The organism is Nocardia sp. bgisy134, from assembly GCF_965341865.1.
Taxonomy (GTDB): domain Bacteria; phylum Actinomycetota; class Actinomycetes; order Mycobacteriales; family Mycobacteriaceae; genus Nocardia.
The window spans coordinates 143,246-168,153 of sequence record NZ_CBDQZP010000004.1; the positions used below are offsets into that span (position 1 = coordinate 143,246).

At 69.4% G+C, this 24,908-nt stretch carries 27 protein-coding genes and 1 pseudogene; 14 read left to right on the forward strand and 14 right to left on the reverse strand.

Annotated elements, in window-relative coordinates:
- Nucleotides 1-6: 6 nt before the first annotated feature.
- The 4 genes from ACRWNM_RS09560 to ACRWNM_RS09575 form a co-directional block, all read right to left on the reverse strand.
- A complete protein-coding gene (locus ACRWNM_RS09560) occupies nucleotides 7-294 on the reverse strand; it encodes a hypothetical protein (RefSeq protein WP_431965672.1) in 288 nt (95 codons plus the stop codon).
- Nucleotides 295-538: 244 nt separating this feature from the next.
- On the reverse strand, nucleotides 539-1,498 hold the full coding sequence (locus ACRWNM_RS09565; RefSeq protein WP_431965674.1) for an Acg family FMN-binding oxidoreductase: 960 nt from the start codon (nucleotides 1,496-1,498) through the stop codon (nucleotides 539-541).
- Nucleotides 1,499-1,678: 180 nt separating this feature from the next.
- The gene (locus ACRWNM_RS09570; RefSeq protein WP_431965676.1) at nucleotides 1,679-2,581 is read right to left on the reverse strand and encodes a DUF302 domain-containing protein; all 903 of its coding nucleotides are present in this window, start codon (nucleotides 2,579-2,581) and stop codon (nucleotides 1,679-1,681) included.
- 18 nt (nucleotides 2,582-2,599) lie between these two features.
- Nucleotides 2,600-3,124: a flavodoxin family protein gene (locus ACRWNM_RS09575; RefSeq protein ID WP_431965678.1), complete on the reverse strand. Its 525-nt coding sequence runs from the start codon at nucleotides 3,122-3,124 to the stop codon at nucleotides 2,600-2,602.
- 534 nt (nucleotides 3,125-3,658) lie between these two features.
- Here ACRWNM_RS09575 and ACRWNM_RS09580 point away from each other — a divergent pair.
- Together ACRWNM_RS09580 and ACRWNM_RS09585 are read left to right on the forward strand one after the other, a co-directional pair.
- Entirely contained in the window at nucleotides 3,659-4,126 is a 468-nt protein-coding gene (locus ACRWNM_RS09580) for a CBS domain-containing protein (protein ID WP_431965680.1), read from the forward strand.
- A gap of 740 nt (nucleotides 4,127-4,866) precedes the next feature.
- The gene (locus ACRWNM_RS09585; RefSeq protein WP_431965682.1) at nucleotides 4,867-5,583 is read left to right on the forward strand and encodes a metal-dependent hydrolase; all 717 of its coding nucleotides are present in this window, start codon (nucleotides 4,867-4,869) and stop codon (nucleotides 5,581-5,583) included.
- Between the two features lie 147 nt (nucleotides 5,584-5,730).
- On the opposite strand, the gene ACRWNM_RS09590 is transcribed toward ACRWNM_RS09585, so the two are convergent.
- Entirely contained in the window at nucleotides 5,731-6,183 is a 453-nt protein-coding gene (locus tag ACRWNM_RS09590) for a MarR family winged helix-turn-helix transcriptional regulator (protein WP_431966161.1), read from the reverse strand.
- 210 nt (nucleotides 6,184-6,393) lie between these two features.
- Between ACRWNM_RS09590 and ACRWNM_RS09595 the strand changes: the two genes are divergently transcribed.
- Nucleotides 6,394-7,398 carry an SMP-30/gluconolactonase/LRE family protein gene (locus ACRWNM_RS09595; RefSeq protein ID WP_431965684.1) on the forward strand — a complete coding sequence of 335 codons (1,005 nt, stop codon included), beginning with the start codon at nucleotides 6,394-6,396 and terminating at the stop codon, nucleotides 7,396-7,398.
- Nucleotides 7,399-7,443: 45 nt separating this feature from the next.
- A complete protein-coding gene (locus tag ACRWNM_RS09600; RefSeq protein WP_431965686.1) occupies nucleotides 7,444-8,694 on the forward strand; it encodes a lipase family alpha/beta hydrolase in 1,251 nt (416 codons plus the stop codon).
- A 7-nt stretch (nucleotides 8,695-8,701) separates the two neighbouring features.
- On the opposite strand, the gene ACRWNM_RS09605 is transcribed toward ACRWNM_RS09600, so the two are convergent.
- Nucleotides 8,702-9,793: a hypothetical protein gene (locus ACRWNM_RS09605; protein ID WP_431965688.1), complete on the reverse strand. Its 1,092-nt coding sequence runs from the start codon at nucleotides 9,791-9,793 to the stop codon at nucleotides 8,702-8,704.
- A gap of 94 nt (nucleotides 9,794-9,887) precedes the next feature.
- Between ACRWNM_RS09605 and ACRWNM_RS09610 the strand changes: the two genes are divergently transcribed.
- A complete protein-coding gene (locus tag ACRWNM_RS09610) occupies nucleotides 9,888-10,685 on the forward strand; it encodes a HugZ family protein (protein WP_431965690.1) in 798 nt (265 codons plus the stop codon).
- A 460-nt stretch (nucleotides 10,686-11,145) separates the two neighbouring features.
- Here ACRWNM_RS09610 and ACRWNM_RS09615 read toward each other — a convergent pair whose 3' ends face one another.
- A complete protein-coding gene (locus ACRWNM_RS09615; RefSeq protein WP_431965693.1) occupies nucleotides 11,146-11,760 on the reverse strand; it encodes a TetR family transcriptional regulator in 615 nt (204 codons plus the stop codon).
- A gap of 137 nt (nucleotides 11,761-11,897) precedes the next feature.
- Here ACRWNM_RS09615 and ACRWNM_RS09620 point away from each other — a divergent pair, with 137 nt between their 5' ends.
- Entirely contained in the window at nucleotides 11,898-12,773 is an 876-nt protein-coding gene (locus tag ACRWNM_RS09620; protein ID WP_431965695.1) for a TIGR03619 family F420-dependent LLM class oxidoreductase, read from the forward strand.
- Nucleotides 12,774-12,791: 18 nt separating this feature from the next.
- Nucleotides 12,792-13,637, forward strand: coding sequence for a fructosamine kinase family protein (locus tag ACRWNM_RS09625; protein ID WP_431965697.1), 846 nt, complete (start codon nucleotides 12,792-12,794; stop codon nucleotides 13,635-13,637).
- Between the two features lie 11 nt (nucleotides 13,638-13,648).
- On the opposite strand, the gene ACRWNM_RS09630 is transcribed toward ACRWNM_RS09625, so the two are convergent.
- From ACRWNM_RS09630 to ACRWNM_RS09640, 3 genes are all read right to left on the reverse strand, one after another.
- The gene (locus ACRWNM_RS09630) at nucleotides 13,649-14,428 is read right to left on the reverse strand and encodes a helix-turn-helix domain-containing protein (protein ID WP_431965699.1); all 780 of its coding nucleotides are present in this window, start codon (nucleotides 14,426-14,428) and stop codon (nucleotides 13,649-13,651) included.
- Nucleotides 14,429-14,497: 69 nt separating this feature from the next.
- A complete protein-coding gene (locus tag ACRWNM_RS09635; protein ID WP_431965701.1) occupies nucleotides 14,498-14,857 on the reverse strand; it encodes a hypothetical protein in 360 nt (119 codons plus the stop codon).
- Nucleotides 14,858-15,213: 356 nt separating this feature from the next.
- Nucleotides 15,214-15,909 (reverse strand): S1 family peptidase, encoded by a 696-nt coding sequence (locus ACRWNM_RS09640; RefSeq protein WP_431965703.1) that lies wholly within the window; start codon nucleotides 15,907-15,909, stop codon nucleotides 15,214-15,216.
- 181 nt (nucleotides 15,910-16,090) lie between these two features.
- On the opposite strand from ACRWNM_RS09640, the gene ACRWNM_RS09645 reads away from it, so the two are divergent.
- Nucleotides 16,091-17,677: a serine hydrolase gene (locus ACRWNM_RS09645; RefSeq protein ID WP_431965705.1), complete on the forward strand. Its 1,587-nt coding sequence runs from the start codon at nucleotides 16,091-16,093 to the stop codon at nucleotides 17,675-17,677.
- Nucleotides 17,678-17,684: 7 nt separating this feature from the next.
- Here the strand turns inward: ACRWNM_RS09645 and ACRWNM_RS09650 are convergent, their stop codons facing one another.
- Nucleotides 17,685-18,194, reverse strand: a complete 510-nt coding sequence (locus tag ACRWNM_RS09650) for a mycothiol transferase (protein WP_431965707.1) — start codon at nucleotides 18,192-18,194, stop codon at nucleotides 17,685-17,687.
- A 182-nt stretch (nucleotides 18,195-18,376) separates the two neighbouring features.
- Between ACRWNM_RS09650 and ACRWNM_RS09655 the strand changes: the two genes are divergently transcribed.
- Complete coding sequence (locus ACRWNM_RS09655; RefSeq protein WP_431965709.1) at nucleotides 18,377-18,736, forward strand: hypothetical protein; 360 nt, start codon at nucleotides 18,377-18,379, stop codon at nucleotides 18,734-18,736.
- Between the two features lie 74 nt (nucleotides 18,737-18,810).
- Here ACRWNM_RS09655 and ACRWNM_RS09660 read toward each other — a convergent pair whose 3' ends face one another.
- Nucleotides 18,811-18,972 (reverse strand): hypothetical protein, encoded by a 162-nt coding sequence (locus ACRWNM_RS09660; protein ID WP_157119503.1) that lies wholly within the window; start codon nucleotides 18,970-18,972, stop codon nucleotides 18,811-18,813.
- Between the two features lie 196 nt (nucleotides 18,973-19,168).
- Between ACRWNM_RS09660 and ACRWNM_RS09665 the strand changes: the two genes are divergently transcribed.
- The 5 genes and pseudogenes from ACRWNM_RS09665 to ACRWNM_RS09685 all read left to right on the forward strand — a co-directional run bounded on the left by ACRWNM_RS09665 (nucleotide 19,169) and on the right by ACRWNM_RS09685 (nucleotide 21,989).
- Nucleotides 19,169-19,993 (forward strand): DUF72 domain-containing protein, encoded by an 825-nt coding sequence (locus tag ACRWNM_RS09665; RefSeq protein ID WP_431965711.1) that lies wholly within the window; start codon nucleotides 19,169-19,171, stop codon nucleotides 19,991-19,993.
- 48 nt (nucleotides 19,994-20,041) lie between these two features.
- Nucleotides 20,042-20,290 (forward strand): annotated as a pseudogene (locus tag ACRWNM_RS09670) (DMT family transporter); the annotation flags it as partial.
- A gap of 6 nt (nucleotides 20,291-20,296) precedes the next feature.
- Nucleotides 20,297-20,641, forward strand: coding sequence for a DMT family transporter (locus tag ACRWNM_RS09675; RefSeq protein WP_431965713.1), 345 nt, complete (start codon nucleotides 20,297-20,299; stop codon nucleotides 20,639-20,641).
- Nucleotides 20,642-20,695: 54 nt separating this feature from the next.
- Nucleotides 20,696-21,457 carry an enoyl-CoA hydratase/isomerase family protein gene (locus tag ACRWNM_RS09680; RefSeq protein WP_431965715.1) on the forward strand — a complete coding sequence of 254 codons (762 nt, stop codon included), beginning with the start codon at nucleotides 20,696-20,698 and terminating at the stop codon, nucleotides 21,455-21,457.
- Nucleotides 21,458-21,482: 25 nt separating this feature from the next.
- A complete protein-coding gene (locus ACRWNM_RS09685) occupies nucleotides 21,483-21,989 on the forward strand; it encodes an LOG family protein (RefSeq protein WP_431965717.1) in 507 nt (168 codons plus the stop codon).
- Nucleotides 21,990-21,991: 2 nt separating this feature from the next.
- Here the strand turns inward: ACRWNM_RS09685 and ACRWNM_RS09690 are convergent, their stop codons facing one another.
- Both ACRWNM_RS09690 and ACRWNM_RS09695 read right to left on the reverse strand, forming a co-directional pair.
- On the reverse strand, nucleotides 21,992-23,845 hold the full coding sequence (locus ACRWNM_RS09690) for a DUF4153 domain-containing protein (RefSeq protein ID WP_431965719.1): 1,854 nt from the start codon (nucleotides 23,843-23,845) through the stop codon (nucleotides 21,992-21,994).
- 92 nt (nucleotides 23,846-23,937) lie between these two features.
- Nucleotides 23,938-24,870, reverse strand: a complete 933-nt coding sequence (locus ACRWNM_RS09695; RefSeq protein ID WP_431966163.1) for a HAMP domain-containing sensor histidine kinase — start codon at nucleotides 24,868-24,870, stop codon at nucleotides 23,938-23,940.
- Nucleotides 24,871-24,908 lie beyond the last annotated feature (38 nt).

Genomic DNA, 24,908 nt, shown 5'->3' on the forward strand with positions numbered 1-24,908 from the left:
TGCTCGTCAATCGCGAGGCTGCTGCTCGGTCCGGACCGGACCCCGGCGTTGGGCGAGACGGCGCAGCCGCTCGTGCTCGAGCCAGAACACCGCGACGCTGGAGATGAAGCACAGCGCGGTAACGGTGGCGCCGACCGCGACCCATCGGGTGAATCCGTCTCCCGCTGCGGTGAGCGTGGATGCCAGGCTCACCACACCCGCGATGAACAGCACGATGCCGGGCATGTTGTAGATGTCGGCGAGGCTTTCTCCCGGCTTGGCGTGGTACTGCTGGCCGGATGTCGTGTCGCTCACGGTGATTCCTCTGGTGTCGGTTCGAGCAAGCCGCCGCTGGGAGGTGCCGCGGCCCGTCATCACCATGCCCGCCGAGGCGAACCCGAGCGCAGAGTCGTTGGTCCTTGTGCGGCCGGACCAAGGTCGACACAGCCTGGTGACTTACCCTCCCGCACCGCAGGAAAACGCCTCGAGGCAAGCCTGTTTTGCAGCGCTGGCGTCGCACAACCGGCCGCTGGGATGCGTCGGCCCGCTGGCGACGGTGTCAGGCGTGGACGGGAGAGAGCAGTACCTCCGCGAGCGATCGGCGTGGGGTGATCGGCGGCGGCTCAGTGGTGTCGGGAGCCTGGCCCACACGCAGGATGACTTGGGGGTGTGCGGAGTTGTCGAGGATGTCGCGTCGCAGCTGAAGGCGTCGGTCGGCGCTGTCGAGAGGGGCCGAGAGCGGGCAGGTGGCCAGCCCGATGTTGGTCGCGGTCAGCAGTACCGCGCTCATCGCCTCGCCAGCACGCAGTTGCGCGAGTGGGTCGTCGTCGGAGGTGGCCAGCAGAAGCAGGTCGGCGTGATCAGGCCCTTCGGTCGCATCGGCCCAGTCAGCGGTGGTCAGCGCGCGTTCAGAGGCAAAGTCGGCCCAGGTCTCCTGGGTGCGGTATGCCGTCGCGTCGTCGAGGTCGTAAGGTCCTCGGCTGCCGGATGCGGGGGAGTCGTCTGCCCAGCCTCGCGTCGCTGATCGCGTCCCGACAGTCGAGCGCTCGGCGATACGGTCGTGAAGCGGTCGAATCAGTGCGCCCAGAGCCGCGGCACGTTCGGCCAACAGCCCAAGGTATCCCGGTGGGACGGCCCAGTCGCTGTAGCGCCTGCGGTCGCTGCGCCGACGGGTGATCGCGGCGCTCATGGCGATGTCCTGGCCGGTGGGCCGCCGCGCCACGGCTGCCACGGTGGCCAGATGGTCCGGGTTGTCCGGACTCGGCATCCGATGCACGATCGTCGCCCAACCCAGCGCGGCGAAGGCCACCGACAGATGATGCAGTGCCGCCCCGCAGCCGAGTAGCACATCACGCCGGTCGCCCACGGACAGCGATCGTGTCCGATCCAGATACAGATGCACACTGCCCGGAGCGATCCGCCAGCGCCACGGCTGCATGTTGCCTCTCGACGGCGCGCGCAAGGCCAGCGCCAAGGCGGTGGCGACGGTGTCTTCCTCCGGTAGTCCGCGGTCGTCCATGGGTGTCGTAGCCCTTCGCGGGTCGAATCGCTTTCCTCCACGATCCCCCTGCCGCAGCGCCCTGCGGCAGGGCACGATGACCCCTGATGAGCGGACTTCCGCCCGACACGGCCGGGACTCGGCCAGTTCGATCTCATCGGGCCACCGGTGTGGGGATCGGCTCGTCGCCAGGATTGCGGATCAGTGGCCGTCGCCGGGGATTTCCGCGGTCGGCTCGGCCGAGGAGGCGCGCACCCGCGCCAGCGCAGCGACCAGACTGTGGCGGACCTGTCGCGCGATGGGGTTCCATGCGTGCGTGTGGGTCTGCTCGACCATGGTGAGCGGGTCGGCTGCCTCGATGACGCTATAGCGGCCCTCCGCGCGCACGACGAGGGTGCAGCCCATCATCAGTCCGAGACGTCGGTCGATGTCCAGTGCTCGGGCGGCCAGTTCCGGATTGCACGCGCCGAGAATCACGTAGTCGGCGATGTGCCGACCGGTGCGGGCGGCCACGGTGGCACGCACGTCGAGTTCGCTGAGCACGCTGAAGCCGTGTTCGACGAGTGCCTCGCGGACGAGAAGCACGGTGTCGGCGACCGACGCCGCGACAGTCGCGCTCAAATCCGTGGGTGCGACCGGGATACGGATCTCGGTGACCAGGTCGTGAGCGCTCACCGCCTGCTCGGGCGCGACCAGATACACCTCGGTAGGCGGCCCGACCGCCCGGTACGGCGCTGCGCCGAGCCAGGTTTCGAGCGCGCGGTAGGCGCGGGTGATCGTCTGGTAGCCGCCGCGGTGGACGGTGCGCGCATACCAGCCGAACTCAGTGGCTCGCATCGTCGGCTCGTCGGCGACCCCCGAAGGGGAATCGGCCGTGCCGACAGGAAGCGCGAAATCGACCTCGACGATGGTTCCGGGGCGAAAGTCGCCATGGTAGGTGGTCGACGGCGGCCCCGAGGCCGTCAGACCGGCGGAAGCGGCGAGAGCATAGAGCGCGTCCATGCCAGCGCCGATGTCGTCGCCGGCATGGTCGGCGCGGATCGTGCGGTGCAGCTGGAGCACCGTGTGCGGAACCGACTCGACCACCGCGACCTGGTAGGGCATGACCGAGATGCCTTTCGCTCAGCTGCGGTGAGCGCTGCGCTCGAGTTCGTGAGCGAGCTCTTCGCCCCACCGGCGGGCACGATCGAGTTCGCCGGCACTGAGCGGCCCGGTCATCCCGTCGACCAGGAAATCGGCGGGCTCGCTGACCAGCTGGTAACCCAGACCGCGCAACCGTCGTGCGATACCGCGCGCTGCCGAGCCCGTCAGCCACCGCGGGTGGGCGGTCTTGGTTCCGAACGCCGCGGCGCGGGCGCCCTCGGGAACCGGCAGTGCGCTGCCGAGCCACTCACGGATACCGGTTTCTACCGCGACCGGTGCGGTGGTGCGGGTGGCGGCGTCACGACGTGTACGGGCCCGGCTGAGCCCGAAGACGTGGGTCGGGCCGCCGACCACCAGAAGATCGACCGTGGGCGCGGGCGACTGGGCCGCAGTGGTCACCTCGAGCAGGTCGACGGCGGCGTGCGCACCCGCCCCCTTGGCGATCGCCTCGGCAATCGTGGCGGTATTGCCGAACATCGACTCATAGACAACACGGACCCTCATCGGAGTCTCCTTCATGCCTCGGATTCGCGGCTCTGCAGGACTCGACGCTACGGCGGGCATCCCTTCGGCCGACAGTGCCGAACCGCCATCGCGGCGAGGACCTTCGTCGCCGAACGAGCCGCATCGCTGGCCCCCTCCCGGCTCGGGCCGGGCGATGTCACTACTGCATGCGCCCCGCGGTCATCGGTTCTGCCGCCCAAGCGCATGTTCGAGCAGGCCACGATGTCCATCTCACGCTGCGCCACGGTCGATCCGTCGTGCAAGCCGCTGCACGCTCGGCTGATGACAGTGACTGTTCTCCCGCAGCCTGCACCCATGACGTCGACCGGTCCCGGCAGCAGAGACGAACGGCCCTCGCAGTCGGGTCGGCGGGCCCTTGCGCCGCACGGCAGAAGCTTGGTCGAATCGAGGTTGCTTCCCGATTCGACCGACTGCGAGCCGATGCCTCGCCCCGGATGTGTGAGGGCGGTTTCCGTGCGGCGCGCCGGTGGGCGACTGCCGACACAACCTCGACGCGAACGACAGGAGATATCGATGACCACGGCACAGATGATCATGCATCCCGGCGCGGCCTGTATCAGCGTGCGCGACACCATGCAGACCGTGGCGGAGCGGATGCACCAACTGGATGTGGGTGCGATGCCGATCTGCGACGGAGAGGGGCGCCCCGTCGGCATAGTCACCGACCGCGACATCGTCGTCAAATGCCTCGCAATGGGCCACTCGCCCCACACCACGACCGCGGGCGAGCTGGCTCAGGGCATCGAGGGACTGCACACCGTCGAGGCGGGCGAGGACATCGGCAATGTGCTCGCTGTCATGGAGCGCCACCAGATCAGGCGGCTACCGGTCACCGAGCACGGACGCCTCGTCGGCATCATCACCGAAGCCGATCTGGCGCGACGAATGCCCGATGAGACGGTAGGGGAGTTCGTCGAAGCGGTGTGCGCGCAGCATCTTCCGACCCCCGCCTCGCAGACCACCGAGAGCACCACGCTGTAGCGACAACGGAAATCAGAGCGGCATTGGTGTCACGCGACCGCAGCCGCCGCGCACGCCTGCCGTGCTGTCCCCACCGCGCCCAGCGACACCGTCGAACAGGTCCTCGCCGGAATTCGAGGGCGCAGGTTTCGCCATCCGAACCGACGAATCATCAACGCCGAACGCGTTTTTTGTCACTGTGACGTTATTAGACCGGCTGGCCACAGGGCGGGGAAGTAGCCTTTCGAGCCAAATCTTGGCAATTTCCAAGACATTAGAATGATTCCGACGATCGTCGGAAAATTTACGGCCGTAGAAAGATGCGCCGAGGGGACAACGGCGACGTTCCGTGACACAGAGTCACACCTCAGGAATTACGAGAAACGGCGGATGCCGACGAGCGCCGGACACGAGACGCAACAGCAAGCAAATCAACGACATTCGACGGCGACCGAACCCCTTCCCCCGACGCCGTTCTCGCGCCGATAATCGACATTATGTCAAGTAACACCCGTGAAGCGTGACCCCCAAACCGCCACTGCGCCCTCTCGCCCAACACCCCGGGCCTCGTGCTCGAACCGACAACGACATGCTCGATGCACCCGTACATCGTGCCGCTCCACGAACATTGCACACCCACCCGAGGCCCTCGACCGCGCCCGTCACTCGCGCCGCACAACGCGCACCGGCCGAGCATGCCAATCCGCTGGCGGACAGTCCGATTACGCCGTGTGGTCACCCGTTCAACTAACCTCCAAGCGGTGCTTGGACATTCACATGCGACCAGCGGCGCGCTCGCCTGGTCGGTGGCGGCGGCGACGCTGCCTCTCGCGGCGTTGACCTATCCGGTATTGCAGACCAGCGAGGCTCGGCTGGGACCGGTCGACATCCTCCTCGGCGTCTTCCTGACCGCGGGCGCGGCGCTGCTGCCCGATGCCGACCATCCCAAAGGAACGATCGCGCATGTGCTCGGCCCACTCTCCTATTTCCTCTGCAAAGTCATCTCGACCGTCGCGGGCGGACACCGGCAGGCCACCCATTCCTTTGCGTTCGTGATCGTGGCCGCGTACGGCACCTGGGCCGGAATGCACTGGATCGGACGAGGATTCACCCTCGCACTCGTGTTCTTCCTGCTCGCCTTGGCGGTGCGGGCCCTGCACCTGTACCCGCCGGGCGACGGAATCCGCTCGTGGGGCACGGTCGTCGTCCTCGCCACCGCGGGCACCTTCGCGATGGACAACTGGATCAGCGACCGGCCCGCCTGGTTGCCGTTCTGCGTCGGCCTCGGCGCCTTCGCCCACCTCGTCGGCGACTGCCTCACCGACCGCGGCTGCCGGCTGTTCTGGCCGTTCAAGCTGCGTACTCGCCTGCCGATCATCGAACGAACCGGGAACAAGCTCGAAACCTGGATTCTCACACCGCTGTTCGCGGTAGCCACGCTCGGCGTGCTGTGGCACGTGTTCACCACGAGTCCGTAGCGGAACGGGTGGGTCGCCACGGTGACCCACCACTCCCCTCGTCTATGCGTCTTTCAAGTCGTAAGAGGTCGAAAGAAGTTGCCCGTCTTCAGGGTTGCAATATAGATCGATATGCATATCTAGATATCGGTATCTTTTATCAGACCTTCACGGCCGAGGCCAAGGCCGTCGTCCGGCGAAAGCCGCCACGTCGGCCGCCGACCACTCCCTCAGGACGGCCTCCAGCGCCGCGACGTTGTACGCGCGCTCCTCCTCGAGACGTCGCTCCCCTTCGGCTGCGACGCGAAACTTGCGGGCCATCCCGCCCTCCGGATCGGGAATGCGTTCGATAAGACCGGCTTTCATCATCGCGGTCGTCTGCCGGTGCAGTGTCGAGGTGTCCAACCCGAAGGCATCACTCAACTCCCCCACCGACATCGGACCCTGCACCTGCAACCGGCACAGCACGATGTAAGCGCTGCGATCGAGGTGGCCGGTTGGCCCGGCGCGTCTTGGTGCGGAGTCGCGGCCCTCGCCGCCCTCGCCATCCCGGGACGCCGCGCGCCGGCCGTGGCGACGGAGAAGGACGCACGAGACATGGCCGCCGCCAACGCTTGACATTCGACGCGGGTGGATTCGGCTTGGCACAGCGTCGAATCCACCCGCGTCCGGATGGCACCCCCCTTCCCTGTCCTTGCTTCGCCCGGCTTGCCGGGCGCTGAAGGGCTATCGATGTCCCATGGTTAGATGCGCATATCTCCATAGCGAGATGTAGTTTTCCGTACTAGATTCTTCAGCTATTCCGGCTCCGCCGCGGATACGCTGGCCGCCATGTTCGCAGGCTCGACCATGCAACCGCACCGCTGGACTCCGCCGTCCGCCCCCGAGAGGGCGCGCGAGAAACGCAGCACTCCCCCACTGCCGCCGGTCACCAGGATCGAACTCCCCGGCGCAGCACCCGAAGACGTGGTGCGCACGCCGGACGGAAGGGTGATCGCCGGCCTCGAGAACGGCGCGATCGTGAGCATCGACCCTGCCGGCGGGTCGGTGCGCGAAGTGGCGAACACCGGCGGCCGCCCGCTCGGACTGCACGCCGATGCCGACGGCTCCGTGTTGATCTGCGATTTCGCGCGCGGACTTCTGCGCATGGACCCCGACGGCGCGCTCGAGGTACTCGTCGACGAGATCGACGGCGAGCGACTCGCGTTCGCCAGCAATGTGGTTCGCGATGTCGACGGCACCATCTATTTCTCCGCGTCCTCGCGCCGCTATCCCCTCGACCAGTGGATGGGCGATCTGCTGGAGCACTCCGGCACCGGCCGCCTGTTCCGGCTCGACCCGTCGGGCAAGGTCGAAACCCTCCTCGACGGGCTGCAATTCGCCAACGGCGTGGTGCTCGCCCCCGATCGCTCCTGCGTGTTGGTGGCCGAGACCGGCGCGTATCGTGTGACCCGCTATTGGCTCACCGGGCCGCGGGCGGGCGCTCACGATCGGCTCATCGAGAACCTGCCGGGTTTCCCGGACAATATGGCGCTAGGTAGCGATGGTCTGGTCTGGATCACGTTGCCCGCCCCGCGCGATCCCCTACTGGACCGCCTGCTTCCACTGCCGGGCGTGCTGCGCCGCGTGGTGTGGTCGCTGCCGGCATGGGCGCACCCGAAACCGCCGCGCACGGTCTGGGTGCAAGCGGTCGATTTCGACGGGACGGTCGTGCACGATCTCCAGGGCGAGGGCGCGGATTTCTCGATGGTCACCGGGGTGGTGGAACACGACGGCACGTTGTATCTGGGCAGTTTGACGGAGTCGGCCGTCGCCGTCAGTCGCGTGCCGAGCTGAACACTCCCCGCGACAGAATTCAGTGCACATATGTACACTGAATGCATGTCGGAGAGAATCCCGCAGCGCCGGGCGGAGGTTCGCGCCCTGGCCCGTTTGGCGGGCGACGAACTGGGTGGCGCGGTGGACGGCATCGCGACGATCCATCGGGCGGTGTCGGATCGCGTGTTCGCGGCCGTGCGCTTGGGTGTCGGACCCGCCGCGGAGCCGGTCAAGGTGGTGCACGACGCGATCACCGACGGCGTGTACCGGATCGTCGGCGGTGCGGCGATGACCGCGGGCGCGGTGGGCGAACGAGCGGCGGACCTGCCGGGCGCTCCCCCGTCCCGCACCGTATGGGGTGCGGGATTCCTGGCGGCATTGCAGGGCCTGATCGGCGACAGCCTCGAGGAAGGCACGCCGATCCTCGCCGGTCCGATGACGTTCCGGGTGGACGGCAATCCCGTTGCGCCGGAGTCGATCTCCAAGCATGTGCCGCCGCGCGATCATCTGGTGGTGTTCCTGCACGGCTTGGTCGAGACGGAGCACGCGTGGCGGTGGGGCGGGCGGGCGACCTATGCCGAGCGCTTGGCAACGGACCTGGGGTGCGCGTGCGTGCAGGTGCGCTACAACAGCGGGCTGCACATTTCCGAGAACGCCCGGGAGTTCGCCGATCTGATGCAGCGGCTCGTCGAGCACTGGCCGGTGCCGGTGCGGCGCATCTCGCTGGTCGGGCACTCGATGGGCGGGTTGATCGCGCGAGCGGCGTGTTTCGATGCGGCGGAGCAGAATCGGGCATGGGTGCGGCTGGTGCGCCAGATCGTGTGTCTTGGTTCGCCACATCTGGGTGCACCGCTGGAGCAGGTGGTGCATCGGTTGTCGGCGGCGCTGGTGTGGTTGCCGGAGACCCGTCCGGTGGGCCGGATGCTACGGCGGCGCAGCGCGGGGATCCGGGATCTGCGGCACGGCTCGCTGGTGGACGAGGATTGGCGCGGTGTGGACGCGGACGCGCTGAAACGGCGTGCGGTGCGGGAGGTTCCGCTGCTGAAGGGTGCGGACCACTACTTCGTGACCGCGTCGTTCACGCGGAGTCCGCGTCATCCGCTCGGCCGGTTCATCGGTGACGGGCTGGTGCTGACGCCGAGCGGCGCGGGCCGGAGCCGGGCCAGACGGCTCGGTTTCGCGGAGGACAACGGTCTGCACGTGCCGGGCGCACATCATTTCGCCCTGTTGAATCACGACGCGGTGTACGCCGCGTTGTGTCGTTGGCTCGGCGGTGCGCCCGCCGCGGCCCTCGGTCCGGGCCGGGCGGGGTGAGACCGGTTCAGAAGAGCCGTTCGGAGTGGGTGTCGGCGGCGCGGCGAACGTCGGCGGCGAAGCGGTCTTCGATGTCGGTGTCGTCGTCGTGGTGGGCCGCGTAGAGCAGCAGGCAGCCGCGAATGCCGTCGAGCAGGTCTTCTAGCAGGTCGAGTGCCGGGCGGGCGGGATCGAGCCTGCTGACGCGGAATTCGGCGAGCAGGGCGGCGCGGGTGGCGTTGTCGATCTCGTAGCGGCGGGCGTGCTCTTCGAGTTCGGCGACGCGGGCGACGACGGCCCACGGGGCGGGCAGGTGGCCTTCGGAGACGGCGACGGCTTCGGCGATGAGGTCGACGACGATGTCGGTGGCCGTTTCGCCGCTGTCGAGTCGTTCCAGGACGAGGGTGGGGGTCGCGACGGGGATGGCTTCGATCTCGTCGGCTTCGGCGATGACGTCGGTGATGGGGAGGTCGGCGAGTTCGCCCGCGATCTCGGCGGCGGCGTGCAGCCAGTGGGCGGCGGCGACGGAGGCCGAGGCGGGGTCGAGTTCGGTGAACAGTTCGGGTGCGCCGAGCGGGTCGGTGCGCAGCAGTGCGTCGGCGGCGTGGACCTGGGCGGGCGAGACGTCGGGGCGGGAGAGTTCGACGGCTTGGCGGGCGCGGCCGGAGAGGTCGCCGAGTTCGGCGGCTTCGATGGCGGCCTGTTCGCGATGGATCTCGGTGACGATGGTTTCGGTGAGCTCGGCGGTGTCGATGCTGTGCAGGCAGCGGCCGACGCGGTGGGCGGATTCGACGACGCCGCTGTAGGAGACGAGCAGACCTGCCTCGGTGGGCAGGTTCGGGTTGCGCAGCCCGCTCTCCACCACGGTGAAGTTTCGGCGTTCTTCGGCGCGGCGCCAGGCTTCGCTGTCGGGGACCTCGGGGTCGCCTGCGGCGGCAGCGGGGTGGGTGTAGGTGCGCCAGTGGAAGCGCGACAGCGTGGTCAGATTCGACGCCAAATCCGTTGCCAGCTCGGGTGCTGTCGGCGGCAGCATGGCTACCGTCTGGGCCTGGTCGCCGCGTCCGGTCGCCCAGATGGCGACGAGTGCGTTGCGGTCGGCGTCGAATGCGTATCGGGTCACGACGCCCATCCTCACGCATCGGGTGGCGGCGCGTGGGTGTTGGGTTGCTTTGGTTGTGCCGTCGACGGCGTTTCGGCATGGCACGCTGGTGGCCATGACTCTCGATCATGGTGATCCCGGGGATACGCCGTCGATGCCCGGCCCGCTCGGTCCGGTGGTGAATCCGGTGCGTCCGTCGGCGGCGGAGGAGGCGAGAACGGTTGCGGCGTCGACGAATATCGCGACGTTGGCGAGTTCGAGCGAGGACGGGACGCCGTGGGCGTCGTTCGTGACGTACGGGCTGTTGGACGGTGCGCCGGTGCTGTGTGTGTCGCGGATGGCCGAGCACGGGCGGAATCTGGCGGCCGAGCCGCGGGCCAGTCTGTCGATCGTGGCGCCGGAGCTGCCCGCGGATCCGTTGGCGGGTTCGCGGATCACGGTGGCGGGCGTGGTGGAGCGGCCGGTGGACGCGGAGCTGGCGGCGGCGCGCGAGGCGCATGTGGTGGCGGTGCCCGCAGCGCGGATGTATGTCGATTACAGCGATTTCGCGCTGTGGGTGTTGCGGGTTCGGCGGGTTCGATGGGTCGGCGGGTACGGGCGGATGGATTCGGCGACGGGTGCGGAGTATCTGGCGGCGGAGCCGGATCCGGTGGCGCCGGTGGCGGCGCGGGCGATCGCGCATCTGAACGACGATCACGCGGATGCGTTGCTGTCGATGGCGCGGGCGCTCGGCGGTTATCCGGATGCGACGGCGGCGCGGTGTGAGCGGGCGGATCGGTACGGGCTGGATTTGCGGGTCGAGTCGCCGCGCGGGGTGGCGCGGACCCGGGTGGGTTATGCGGAGCGGCTCGATGGGATCGATGGCTTGCGGGCGGCGACAGTGGAATTGACGCGGCGTGCGCGGGAGGGTTGAGTAGTCCTACGCTTCCGGCGGCGTGCGGCATCGGTGATGCTGACGGTCATGGAGCGGTATCGGGGGTTGTGGTGGGCGGTCGGTCGGCCCGCCGTGTGTTCGTTCGCCGGTGGTCGGCGAGGTGGTGTGTGATGCGGCCGCGGATTCTGGGGCGGGTCTGGCGAGATCACTGCGCGATGGCGGCACCGGAGGCGCCGGTCGATCGGCAAGGTGTTCCGCGGCCGAGGCGGCGTGGCTCGATGATCGCGCGAGCGACGTCGTGCTCTGCGCGCGGGTCCGGCTGAAAGGGTTCGCTTCCCAGGCGACCTCGTGCGGCTCGTCCGAGACCGTCAGCTCACCGCTCACCGGTCGCCCGAGCAGGCAGATCGAGAACTCTTGCCGCACTTTGCCGTGGTCGTAGGAGAAGACGTGTGTCCCGGCACCGACCCCAGCCGGGCGCGCGACGCCCGAGCACGGGATCTCAGCGCGGGGGCACGGTGAGCATCGCGACGAGCATGTCGGCGATCTCGGCGGTGTCGTCGTCGAGGTGTGGGGTGCGGGTGCCGTCCTGGAGTGCGCGTTCGTAGTCGGCGACGAGTGCGAACAGCACGGTGGTCATGGTTTCCATGCGCCGGCGGCGTTGGCGGGGCTCGAGGTGCGGGAGGGCGGTGTCGAGGCGGGTGGCGATGATGCGGACCGCGGCGCGGTCGGCGCCTGCGAGGCGGCGTGCGTCGGCGATGACGGGGTGGGTGCGGACGACTTCGAGGAAGCGCCCGTAGTGGCTGGTGCGGTCTTGTCCGACGAGTTCGAGCATGGGGCCGACCAGCATGCCGACCAGGGCGTGCGGGTCGGTGCCGGTGCCGTCGGCTTCGTGGGCGGCGAGCATGTTCATGCGGCGTTGTTCGAGCCGGTTCATGCGGCGCTCGACGATGGCTTCGATGAGTCCGTTGCGGGAGTCGAAGTAGTAGTGGACGGCGGAGTTGTTGCGCTGGCCCGCGGCGGCGGCGATGTCGCGCAGCGGGACGTCGACGCCGCGTTCGGCGATGAGCCGCTCCCCCGCGGCGAGGAGGGCGGCGCGCGAGTCCTCGGCTTGCATGGACACCCACTGTACTGAACCCGAGTCTTGACCTTGTTAAGCACCAGTGATTAATTGGCTGGGAGATGTTCGCGTGGGCGTACCGCGCTCACCGACGACCCGTTGCCCGGCGACGACCGAGCAGGAAGGCTGGTCCCATGCGGTTCACGTACGCGGAGACGATGACCGACCCGTCCTACTACGTGCCTTTGGCGCAAGCCGCCGAGGCGGCCGGGTACACGTCGATGGCGGTGGCCGACAGCGTCGCCTATCCGCGCGATTCCGACGCCACCTATCCCTACACCCCCGATGGCAGCCGGGAGTTCCTCGAGGACAAGCCGTTCATCGAGGCGTTCGTGCTGTCGGCGGCGATGGCGGCCGCGACGACCACGCTGCGGTTCACCCCGTTCGTGCTGAAGCTGCCCATCCGCCCGCCGGTGCTGGTGGCCAAGCAAGCGGCGTCGGTGGCGGCGCTGAGTGGCAACCGGTTCGGTCTCGGTGTCGGGATCAGCCCGTGGCCGGACGACTTCGAGATCATGGACGTGCCGTTCGAGAAGCGCGGCGCGCGCATGGACGAGTGCGTCGACATCGTGCGCGGACTCACTGCGGGCGGCTACTTCGAGTACCACGGCGAGTTCTACGACCTGCCGCCGATCAAGATCAATCCGGTGCCCACCGAGCCGATCCCGATCCTGATCGGCGGGCACAGCGGTCCGGCCCTGCGCCGGGCGGCCCAGCGCGGCGACGGCTGGATGCACGCGGGCGGCGACCCCGCCGAACTCGATCGGCTGTTGCTCGAGTTGGACGCGCTGCGGGCCGAGTACGGGACGCGCAAGGATTTCGAGGTGCACGTCATCTCGCTGGACGGTTTCACCGTCGACGGCGTGAAGCGTCTGGAGGACAAGGGCGTCACCGATGTCATCGTGGGCTTCCGCAATCCGTACACCCGCGACCAGGACACCGAGAGCCTGGACACGAAGATCGCGAACCTGTCCCGGTTCGCCGAACACGTCATCGCGCGCACCGCGTCCTGAGGGGCATACCGTGGTGCGGTGAGCATCGCGGAGCGGCTGGGTGAGTCGCTGGGTGTCGGGGTCCGTGCGGTGACGGATCTCGGGTCGGGTCACGGGTGGACGCTGCACCGGGCCGAGCTGGACGACGGTCGCATCGTGTTCGTCAAGGCCGCCGCGGACCGGGCCGGGGTGTTCGCGGCGGAGGCGGCGGGCCTGCGCTGGCTCGGCGCGGGAAACCCCGCGCTGGTGCCGACGGTGCTGGCCGCCGGTGGCGGGATGCTGGTGCTGCCGTGGTTGCCCGATGCCGCGCCCTCCCCCGCCGCGGCGGACCGTTTCGGCCGGGATCTCGCGCTGCTGCACGCGGATTCGCCGGGCGCTTTCGGGGCGCCGTGGCCCGGGTGGATCGCCGAGCTGCCGCTGGACAACACACCGAGCGAGGGGCCGTGGGCGCGCTGGTACGCCGAGCGCAGGCTGCGCCCGTTCGTGGCGCGCACCGCAGACGTGCTCGGCGCGGACGGGGTGCGGCTGCTGGAGCGGGTGATCGACGCGGTCGAGGAGCTGGCGGGGCCGCCGGAGTCGCCCGCCCGCATTCACGGCGATCTGTGGTCGGGCAACCTGCGCTGGACCGAGGCGGGCGTGGTGCTGATCGATCCGTCGGCGCACGGCGGGCACCGGGAGACCGATCTGGCCATGCTCGCGCTTTTCGGCGCACCGTATCTGGACCGCATCCTGGCCGCCTACGAGCGGGCTTGTCCGTTGGCGGCGGGCTGGCGGTCGCGGGTTCCGCTGCACCAGTTGCATCCGCTGCTGGTGCACGTCGCGCTGTTTGGTGCGGGCTACCGCGCGCAGACCCTCGCCACCGCACGCGCCGCGCTGACCGGCTGACGGCGCAATCCTCAGGAAGCCAACGCGCTCAGACGTTTCCGTGTTTCCGCGTCGGCGGGGAAGAACGATTCGATGGCGAGTTCGGCGACGGTGACGTTCATCGGCGTGCCGAACACGCTGGTGACCGACAGGAACGACAGTTCCGCGCCGTCGTGGCGCAGCCGCAGCGGAACGGCGGCCTGATCCGGTTCCGGGAGCGCGACCTCGGTCTCGCCGCCCGGGTAGCCGCGCAGTTCCTCGCGCAACGCGACCAGGTCCGGCGCGCCGGTGACCTCGATCTGCCGGGACAACCGGGCGAACAGGTGCCCGCGCCATTCGGCGAGATTGACGATCCGCGGCGCGAGGCCGCCGGGGTGCAGGCTCAGCCGCAGCGCGTTCACCGGCGCGGTCAGCAGCCGCGAGTCGATGCCGGTGAGCATCACGGCCACACCGGCATTGGCATCGACCATGTTCCAGTCCCGGTCGATGGCCAGCGCCGGGTAGGGCTCGTGGCCGACCAGGATCTGTCGCATCGCCTGCCGCACCGCGTCCATCTCGGGGGTGTCCATGGTCGGTTCGGCGTAAGCGGGGGCGTAGCCGGCCGCCAGCAGCAGGCGGTTGCGTTCCCGCAGCGGAATGTCGAGGTGATCGCACAGGTGCGCGAGCATGGCGCGGCTGGGGGTGGCGCGCCCGGTCTCGATGAAACTGAGGTGGCGCGCGGAGGTTTCGGCGCGACCGGCCAGCTCGAGCTGACTCAATCGACGCTCGAGACGCCAGTGCCGCAGCAGATCGCCCGCCGTCCGAGTACTCACCCCGTCGATCCTACGAACCGTCCGGGCGTCGCACGATTACCCGGCGGGTAATGGCCGCGCCTCGCCCGCCTAGCGTGCAGTGCCGCGCGTCGCGCGATCGGCCGTCAGGTACGCCCGCGACACGGTCGAGGTCATGATGTCGAGCAGATCGACGACGAGCAAACAGTCCAGCACCGGGCCTGCGTCGTCGCGCAACTGGGCGAGCCCCGATTTGACGCCCTCGTGGACCGCGTGCTGGATCTCGTCGATCGGCACGCCGTCCAGCGCCCACAGCGCGGCGTTGCGCTCGAGGGTGCGCAGCATGGCGTCCAGCGACGGGTCGGCATCCTCCACCAACGCCAGGGCGAGATCCAGGCCCATGCGGATCGCCGTGCCGAAGTCACGCACCGGAGCCGGTTTGCCGTCGTCCTCGGCGTTGTTGGAGCCCATGTGGATTCTGCTTCCTCTTCCTCCAGATGTGCCCCCACGGTATCGACCGGCAACCATCGAGGCGATTCGGTGGCGTGAATTCGGCAAACACCCCCGGTTGAGTGTCCGGTCATTGTGACCAACCCCAAACCGGAGCGGATCGAGTTGCGATTCATGCGTCACTTGACTAGTGGGATTCATCCGTAATCTGTTGTGGTCTCGTACAAGTCGGCACCGATTGGGGAGCGACTCATCCAGATCGGTGATTCACTTCGCGCACGCTGCCGCGGCGGGCGAGAGACCGTCTCTCACATCGCTGTCCTCGGACAACGATGAACACCCGGCGGGCTCGTCGAGAGCCGGGCCGCGCGAACCGATCAGATCGGCTGGAAACCCGCGCCGACCTCTCCGCGCGCATTCAGGTCGGTCACCACCGCATGAATGTCGGTACCCACTTCCGGGCCGAAGCAACCCACCCCGAGGTAGGCGTTCACCATGCCGACGAGAGTGGAGCCGATCAGCACCGGCGCGCCGGAATCGCCTTCCAGCACGCACAGCTGCGTCCAGGATTCGGTCGCGGGGCCGACGGCGCCCCACGCGACGCCGCAGGTGGTTCCCGTGGTGCGGCCCTTCTTGCACACGACCGCCGGGAACCGCGCGGGCGCGCCGATACCGGTGATCGCGATATCGCCCAGCTGCCGCACCGGCGTGACGCGGTCGGCGTCGAATTCGATGACCGCGTAGTCCAGGACGGGATCGGAGTGGGCGAACCTGCCGACCACGCCGTAATTGGGATCGTATTCGGCCAGCACCGTCGCACCCGGCGCACCGCAGTGCCCGGCGGTGAGACCCACCAGCCGTCCGGCGCGGTCGTGACCGATCGCGGTGAGCGTGCACTGGGCCTGATTGCCGACGACGATGCCAGAGCCGCCGCCGAGTACCGGCGGATCGGCCGCGGTCGCCGTGCCCGCGACCGGCGCGAGACACACCGCCGCCGCGATCAAGGTGGATGCGCCGCGCACCGCGGCGGTGCGCCGCCTGGTGTCGCGGCGGTCTTTCGGTAGCCGGCTCATCGAAGCTCCTCTCCGCGGGTCGGCAGCCGGACGTGCCCGCCGACGGTCCTTGGTTCGGATGAGGACTACCGCCAAACCCGCGGCGGCAAACAACCCCTGGATCCGGCGGGCTTCCACCACAAGATCGGTTGATCTACGCTCTAGGGTGGGTTTGTGTCGAAGACGACCCCCGGGAGTGGCCGTGCGGAGAGATCGGCGGAGAATTCCGGGTCTCGCGGCGCTGCTGGCCGCGGGACTGCTCGTCGGCGGCTGCGTCGACGCCCCCGCACCCGAGTCCCCCGCTATCACCTCGCCCGAGATGCCGAATCAGGTCGCCGGGGTGACGATTCCCGACGGACAGATCGATCAGGCGGTGCAGCGCCTGGACGGGCTCGCCGAGAGCCTGTTGCAGTCCTCGCGCATTCCCGGACTCGCCGTCGCCGTCGTCCACGACGGAAAACTGGTGTACCGCAAGGGATTCGGTGTGCGCGCCGTGGGCTCCGACGCCAAGGTCGGCCCGGAGACGGTGTTCCAGCTGGCGTCGGTGTCGAAGTCGCTCGCCGCGACCGTCGTCGCCAAACAGGTCGCCACGGGCGCCGTCCAATGGAATACGCCGGTGCGCGAGCTCATGCCCTCGTTCGCGCTGAACGATCCGTACGTCACCGAGAAGGTGACCGTCGGAGACCTTTTCGCGCACCGGTCCGGTCTGCCCGATCACGCCGGTGACCTGCTCGAGGACCTCGGCTACGACCGGGATCAAGTGCTCGAGCGCCTGCGGCTCCTGCCGCTCGACCCGTTCCGCGACTCCTACGCGTACACCAATTTCGGACTCACCGCCGCCGCCGTCGCGGTCGCCGAGGCCGCGGGCACCGACTGGGAATCGTTGTCGGACAAGGAGATCTACCAGCCGCTCGGCATGGGCTCGACCAGCTCGCGGTACAGCGACTTCCGCGCCCGCGCCGATCGCGCCGACGGCCACGTGCTCGTCGACGGCACGTACCGGGTCGCCGACCCGCCCCGTCAGCCCGACGCCCAGTCCCCCGCGGGCGGAGTGAGTTCGTCGGTGGACGATCTCACCGAATGGATGGCGATGGTGCTCGCCGACGGAGCAGCGGGCGGGCGGCCGTTCCTCGCGCCCGACGCGCTGCAACCGGCCGTGTCGCCGCAAGCGGTGTCGGCGCCGCCGAAGACCTTCGACTCGCGCGCCGGGTTCTACGGTTACGGCTTCAACGTCGGGGTCTCCCCGGCGGGACGGGTGGTGCTCGGGCATTCGGGCGCTTTCGATCTCGGCGCCGCGACCGCGTTCACCCTGATCCCCTCCGCGAACGTGGGCATCGTGACGCTCACCAACGCCGCGCCGATCGGGGTGCCGGAAACGCTCAACGCGGAATTCGCCGACCTCGTCCAGTTCGGCACCGTCCGCGAGGACTGGCGCGCGCTCTACCGCGAGGCGTTCGCCCCGTTCAGCAAGCCGAGCGGCGGTCTGGCGGGCGCGACGCCACCTGCTCAGCCCGTACCCGCCCAGCCGTTGCCGTCCTACGCGGGTCGCTACGACAACCCGTACTACGGGCCTGCCACGGTCACCACCGAAGGCGATTCGCTCATCCTCACCCTCGGGCCGAAGGACATGCGTTTCCCGCTGCGCCACTGGGACGGCGACACCTTCGTGTTCACCCCGAGCGGCGAGAACGCCACCACCGGCTCGGTCTCGCGCGCCACGTTCGCCGGAAACACCCTGACCCTCGAGTACTTCGACGCCGATGGTCTCGGCAGATTCACGCGGCCCTGACGGGGTTTCACCTCGTCCGGTCGAACACTCCGCGCAGGAACGCCGCCTGACCGGCGTGCTGGAGGTCGTCGGAGATCACGCTGACCAGACGCACACCGAGGGTGACCGGCGGGTCCCAGCGGACGTCGACCACCTTCGACAGGTCCTCGTCGGACAGGTCGCGCACGAACGCGAGGGTTCGCTCGTGGACGGCGTCGTAGTAGCCGCTCAGCAGTTCGGCGGGGGCGCGGATGACGGCGACGTCGTCGGGGCCGTCGCCGTAGCCGGTCGCCCGTTCGTCGAGCGGCAGGCCGAAACGGCCGTGCCAGTCCTGCGCGGTCCACGCCTGCTCGGTGCCCGCCACGTCGGCGAGGTGGTCGTCCTGGACGCGGGTCAGATGCCAGATCAACCAGGCGATCGTGTTGGCGCCCGGATCGATCCGGAAGGTCAGCGCGTCCTCGCCGAGCCCGTCGACGGCCTCGTGCACCACCTCCTTGACCCGCTCGTATCCGTCGGTGAGCAGCTGTGCGCTGGTCATCGCCACCGCCTTCCTGGGTCGTCGATGTGCTCCGTGTTCGGAACTACCCACTGCCGCGCGCGCCACGCCGCGATGTCACAGCGGCGGACCGGGAGGCGATATGCACTGCACGCCGCCGAACCAGATCATCCTTCACCGACCGGAGCCCCCGTTGCATCGACGCAGTTAGTGAGGACACCGTGATGTCACCCGAATTCCCGCACCTCGGACCTCGCCTCGACGACATCGACCAGCTGCGCAATCAGGCCCGGCTGTCGGTCCGCCGCCGCGACCCATTGGGCGCGGTGCGCGATCTGCGCCGTGCCCAGACCATCGCCGAAGAACTCGCAGGCGACGCCGAACGGCGGATACCGGGCCACGCCGCGCTGCTGACCGTGCTGGTGCGCGTGATCGAACTGGAAGCCGAGATCGCCCGCGGTATCGACGACGGCACCCTCGGCGATGTCGGCGCGTTGAGCGAGGCGCTGATCAGGTTCTCGGTGCGGCCGTGTGTGCACGGCCACCCGAGTGTCAGCGGCAAGTGCGGGCCGGAGTGCGAGTGAATCGTGCGTCGATCCGAAATCCGGCCGGCGGAACTGTCCGAGCCGACCCTGCCATCGGCCACGACGAGCGCGCTTCAGGCGCCGTAACGCCTGCGCTGTGCGTCCTCGGCGATGAGGCGCAGGCAGGTGTCGTGCTCGGTCTCCGCGGGATAGCGTTCGTTGCGCAGCCGCAGCATCGCCTGCGCCACATCGATGCCCAGTACGCTCGACAGCCGCACGGCATCGACCTTCGACATGTGATTCCTCCGATTGAACTCTGTTGAAAAGCGAATGATCCGACCATGACGTACCCGAACCACGGGCCGCCGAACCCTCGGAGATATTGCCGCGTACGGATTTCCGGCTCACAACCGCCCCCGGCACGTCCGCCCTCCGCGTTCGGATCGCGCTTGTCCGGCACGCTCCTGCGCAACGGATGCCACCATGGATGCCATGGGCGACATCCGGATCGGCACCTCTGGATGGGTGTATCGACCGTGGCGCGGCGTGTTCTATCCGCAAGGGCTGACCCAGCGGCTCGAACTCGCCTACCTCGCCGAGCGACTGAACAGCGTCGAGATCAACGGATCGTTCTACTCGCTACAGCGACCGTCGAGCTACCTGCGCTGGGCCGCGCAGACACCCGACGACTTCGTGTTCGCCGTGAAGGGCAGCCGCTTCATCACCCACATGAAGCGGCTGCGCGACGGCGACACGCTGCTGGCGAACTTCCTCGCCTCCGGCGTGCTCGCGCTCGGCCCCAAGCTCGGCCCGATCCTCTGGCAACTGCCGCCGACCATGCCGTTCGACCCGGAACTGCTCGCCGAGTTCTTCGCACACCTGCCACACAGCACCGCGCGGGCCGCCGACATCGCGCGCCGTCACGATCACCGCGTCGGCCCGGCCCACACCGCCATCGACGCGGACCGCCCGCTGCGCCACGCGCTCGAGATCCGGCACCCCACCTTCGTCACGCCGGAGTTCCCAGAATTGCTGCGCGCACACGGAATCGCACTCGTCGTCGCGGACGCGGCGGGCAAGTATCCACTCCTGGAGGACGTCACCGCGGACTTCGTGTACGTCCGGCTGCACGGGCACGACGAGCTCTACGTCAGCGGATACACCAATGCCGGACTGGACATGTGGGCCGAGAAGATCCGTGCGTGGGCGTGCGCCGGGGACGTGTACGCCTATTTCGACAACGACGCGAAAGTGATGGCGCCGCGCGACGCGCTCGCCCTGCGCGCCCGGCTCGCCGACGCGACCGAGTCTCGATAGACGCCACGCCGGCATCGAAGGCAACGTCGCGGTGCATCGCTCGCCGAGTCCCGCGGTTTCCGGCGTCTCGTTCCCACCCTCGTTTTCGCGGCGGCGCTCGCCGCCAGCATGCTCGGCCTCGCGTTCGCCATGGGCAGCCTGCCCACCGGCACCGCCTACGCGGTGTGGGTCGGCGTCGGCGCGGTGCTCACGGTCGTGTGGGCCGTGGTCACCGGCAAGGAGCGGGCGAGTCTGGGGCGCACGCTGCTGCTGTGCGGGCTGGTGGGCTGCGTCGCGGGCCAGAAGGCGGTGAGCTGAGATGCCGTGAGCGCGGTGTTCGAGGCCGTGTGGGCGACCGCGCTCGGCATGTCGGCCGGGTTCTCGCGACCGGCGCCCACCGCGGGGTTCGGAATCGCCTTGGCCGCCAGCATGATCGGGCTGGCGCTGGCCACTTGGCGGATCCCGATCGGCGTGGCCTACGCGGTCTGGATCGGCGTCGGCGCGGCACTCACCGTCGGCTATGCCATGGCCACCGGCGCCGAGACCGTCTCGGCGGGCAAGATCGGCTTCCTCGCGGGCATCATCGCCTGCGTCGTCGGCCTGAAGTTCGTGAAATCCCCTCCCGCGCGGTCCCGCCCGCGGCCTTCCGCACACGAACACGCCGACTAGGGTGCGACAGACGCCGGCGTGGCGTGCACGGCGGTGTGAACACGGAGGTGACCCATGAGCGAGCGAGGCGAAGGCATGAGCGACGACCTGGTTCTCTGTTCGATCGACGGCGCGATCGCCACGGTGACGCTGAACCGGCCCGACAAGCTCAACGCGCTCACCGCCGACTCCTTCGACCGACTGCGCACCCACCTGGAAACGCTCGCCGCCGACGACACCGTGCACGTCGTCGTGCTCACCGGCGCGGGCCGATCCTTCTGCGCGGGACACGATCTGGCCGCGCTCGCCGAGGGCGACGCGCTCGCGCACCGGTTCCGCGAGGCGGAGACCATCGGACTGCTCGAGGCCCTGCCGAAACCCACCATCGCCAAGATCCACGGGCACTGCTTCACCGGCGGCCTGGAACTGGCCCTCGGCTGCGACCTGCTGGTGGCGGCCGAATCCGCGCAGCTCGGTGACACGCACAGCCAGTGGGGGCTCGTTCCGCTGTGGGGCATGTCGGTGCGGCTGCCCGAACGAGTCGGCATGTCCAGGGCCAAGGAACTCAGCTTCACCGCCCGCAGGCTTTCGGCTGCCGAGGCGGCCGACATCGGGCTGGTCGACCACTGCGTGCCCGACGCCGAGCTCGACCGGCACGTCGCCGATCTCGCCGCCCGCATCGCCGCGAACTCGCCCGGCTCGAACCGCATCTACAAGGCGCTCTACGCCAACACCCGGTCGATGGACCGGGCCGCCGCGTTGCGCGCCGAAACCGAGATGACATTCGGTTTCCCGGACGACGCCGCCGCGCGACTCGCCGGAGGAACCCGCGGCTGACCACCGCACCCGGCAGACTGTCGGTATGGCAGCGCTGACGATCCGCCGCACCCACGCCAAGCAGGTCGCCGTGTGCGGGCCCACCGCGTGCACCCGCGCCGACGCCGCGAACGCCACCGAGGTCGGCAGATTGCTCGCCGCCGCGGGCGCGACCGTGCTGTGCGGCGGTGGCGAAGGGGTGATGGCCGCCGTCGCCGACGGCGCGTCGCGGGCGGGCGGGCTGGTGATTGGAGTGCGCCCCGATCTCGACCGCGACGCGGCCTGCCCCGGTCTGTCCGCCGTGCTGTTCACGAACATGGGCGAGGCGCGCAACGCGATCCTGGTGCGCTCGGCCGACGCGGTGATCGTCATCGGCGGCTCCTGGGGCACCCTGTCCGAACTGGCGCTGGCCCGCCACCGCGGCGACATCCCGGTCGTCTCGCTCGGCGGCTGGCAGATCCTGGACGCCGCCGGCGAACCCCTGCGGGCCACGCTCACCGCCACCGACCCCACCGACGCGGTGCGGCTCGCGATCGGCACGCACAGGCGCTGAGTTCAGCGCGCGGCGGCGCGGGACAGATTCCAGCTCTGCCAGGTGTCCGCGGGCAGGTCCTCCCGGATCGGTGCGAACACCTCAGCCCGCATCGGCTCGGGAAGCCGGTCGAGCGCGGGCAGGACATCGGGCGAGAGTGTGCTCAGATACTCCGTGTCGAGCCGCTTTCCGTCCACCCAGCGGTCGATGTTGCGCTCGGCGACCAAGCGTTCCGGATTCAGGATCGCCAGCGCCAGCAGTGTCGCGAGGGCCGTGCCGACCGCGGCGCGCGGCAGCCACGCGCGGCGCAACCGGACCACTGCGGCGAGCACGAGCACGTAGATCAGCCCGAGCCACAACTCGCTGACCTCCACCAGCAGGCGAAGCACCGTGAACCCGTAGGCCTGCTGATAGATCCACATGCGGCCCAGCGCGGACGCGACCAGCACCAGCGACAGCGTGCTCACCGCGCCGAGCAGCGCGCGCAACCACGTCCGGTCGCGCGCCGAATCCTGGGCCGCCCACCGCAGCACCGCGAGGATCACCGCCAGCGCCAGCATGGTGACGATGGACAGCTGCCAGAATCCGCTGCGCGCGTACTCCGCGTAGGTGAGGCCCGCGGTCTCCTGCACGTAGTCGTCGCCGCCGAACAGCGCCGCGAACTGCGCGGCGACGAACGCCGCGAACAACGCCGTCAGCGCGCCCACCGGCAGTGCCCACTCCCACCGGCTCAGCGTGCGACCCGAAACCGCTTCGCGCGCCGCCGAATCCGCCGACATCGGCGGCCCGGCCAGCAGGAACATCGCGGCGACGCAGCCGAGTGCCACCGCCCCGGAGACCAGCGTCCACCGCACGAGCGGCTCCGCTTCCACCGTGGGTACCAACCGGTCGAGCATCGAGCCGAACGTCGCATCGGCGCTGCCGAGCAGCGGCGCGAACACCGCGAGCAGCGCGATGGTCGCGCCCACCGACAGCCCGGCCCGCCACGTGCGCGCCGTCCGCACATCGGGCAGGCGACGCGCGCCGTCGTACACCCACAGCGCCGCAGACACCGTCTCCAGCGGCACCGCTATCGCGTCGTACCCGAGGCCGTGCACCGACCGGCGCGGCACCACCGCCAGCGAACCTGCGATCACGGCGGCAAGCACGCACAGCGCGAACAACCATCCCGCCGCCCGCACCACTCCCACCGCCAGCAGTGTCAAGGCGAGCGCGGTCCACCACAGCCGCGCCGGATTGCGGCGCAGCAGAGCGAGTATCGAACGGTCGGCGGCTTTCTGTTCGGCACCCTGGCGCGCACGGCGATCGACCTCGAACACAGCGCCCGCGGCGATCACACCCGCGAGAACCCACCCGATGCCGGGACGATCCCACGGAATCGTCACCGCCGCGGCGACGCCTGCGACGGCCGCGGCGGGGAGCACCGCGCGCGGATAGTTGACCTTGCGCCATCGGGGTATCGGCGGTGGGCCGAAGCGCACGGTGACCGGCGTCATCGGCCGGGGCATGCCGTCGTGCGAATTCGACGAGGTGGCAGGATCTTTCGAGACGGGGTCCGCGGGTTTCTCGGGATTGTCGACCGTCTCGGATGTCTCGGTGTGGGTGTCGGCGATCGACGCGACCTTCCCCTCGGCCTGCGTGCCTCGAGGAGCGACGGTCTCGGCGTCGGCGGAAATGCTGGCGGATGTCCCGCTCTTCGGTGCCACGGCCTCTGCCGAGGCCGCCGCCTCGCTTTCGGTCACCGTGGTCCGAGATTTCGGCACGCCGGTTTGCGCGCCGATGGATTCGGCGGCACCGGGTGCGGCCGAAGACGTCGGAACACCTTCTTTCGATGACGAATCAGACGAATCGTTCCGTTCGGTCTGTTCTTTGGTCATGTTCCCCTCCGTCTTTCGGGTGTGCGTGATCGCCCCGGGACCTCGTGGCGGTCCAGGTTGCGGTGGATGGATTGCCGGTCGGGTCCGGCCCGTCAGGGGGCGGGCAGGACCACGCGGATGCGGGAGCCTGGGTCGGCCACGGCGATGGTGCCGCCGTGCAGGTCGACCAGCCAGCGGGAGATGGCGAGACCGAGTCCGGTGCCGCCGCCGTTGCTTCGCCCGCCGCGGGTGAAGCGATCGAAGACGGCGGCCCGTTCCGCGAGCGGGATGCCCGGCCCCTCGTCCTCGACGTCGATGAGGAGTTCGCCATGCTGCGCGCGGGCGGTGATCCGCACTTCACCGCCCGCCGGGCCGTGCCGCGCGGCGTTGTCGAGCAGGTTGATCAGCACTTGATGCAGACGTGCGCGGTCCGCGTCGACGCGCGCGCTGCCGGGCTGGACGTCGGCGCTGAATCGCACGCCGCGGCCGAGCGCCGCCGCCATCACCTCGGCCTCGGCGACCACCTCGGCGAGTAGCGGCGCGACCGGCAGGTCCTCGCGGTCCAGCGACCGTGCGCCCGCCTCGATGCTGGACAGGTCGAGCAGTTCGGAGACCAGCAGCCCGAGCCGTTCGGTCTGCGCGAGCGCGGTGCGCAGGGTGCCGGGATCGGGTTCGGAGACACCGTCGACCAGGTTCTCCAGCACCGCGCGCAAGGCGGTGATCGGTGTGCGCAACTCGTGCGAGACGTTGGCGATGAGGTCGCGGCGCTGCTGGTCCACGGCCGCGAGGTCGGCGGCCATCCGATTGAACGCCTCGGCCAGCTGACCCACCTCGTCACGGGAACTCGCTCGTACCCGGCGGGTGTAATCGCCCTGGGCCATGCGCTGGGCGGCCGCGGTCATCTCACGCAGCGGCCGTGTGATACCGTGCGCCAGAACCTGCGAGGTTGCCAGGGCGATCAGAACCGCGGTCAGGGTCGTGCGCGGCGGCAGCCAGCCGATCTGGAAGCGGAAGAACGCGAACGCGACACCGCCCGACACCACCATCAGGATTGCCAGCTTCAGCTTGATCGACCGGATCGGAT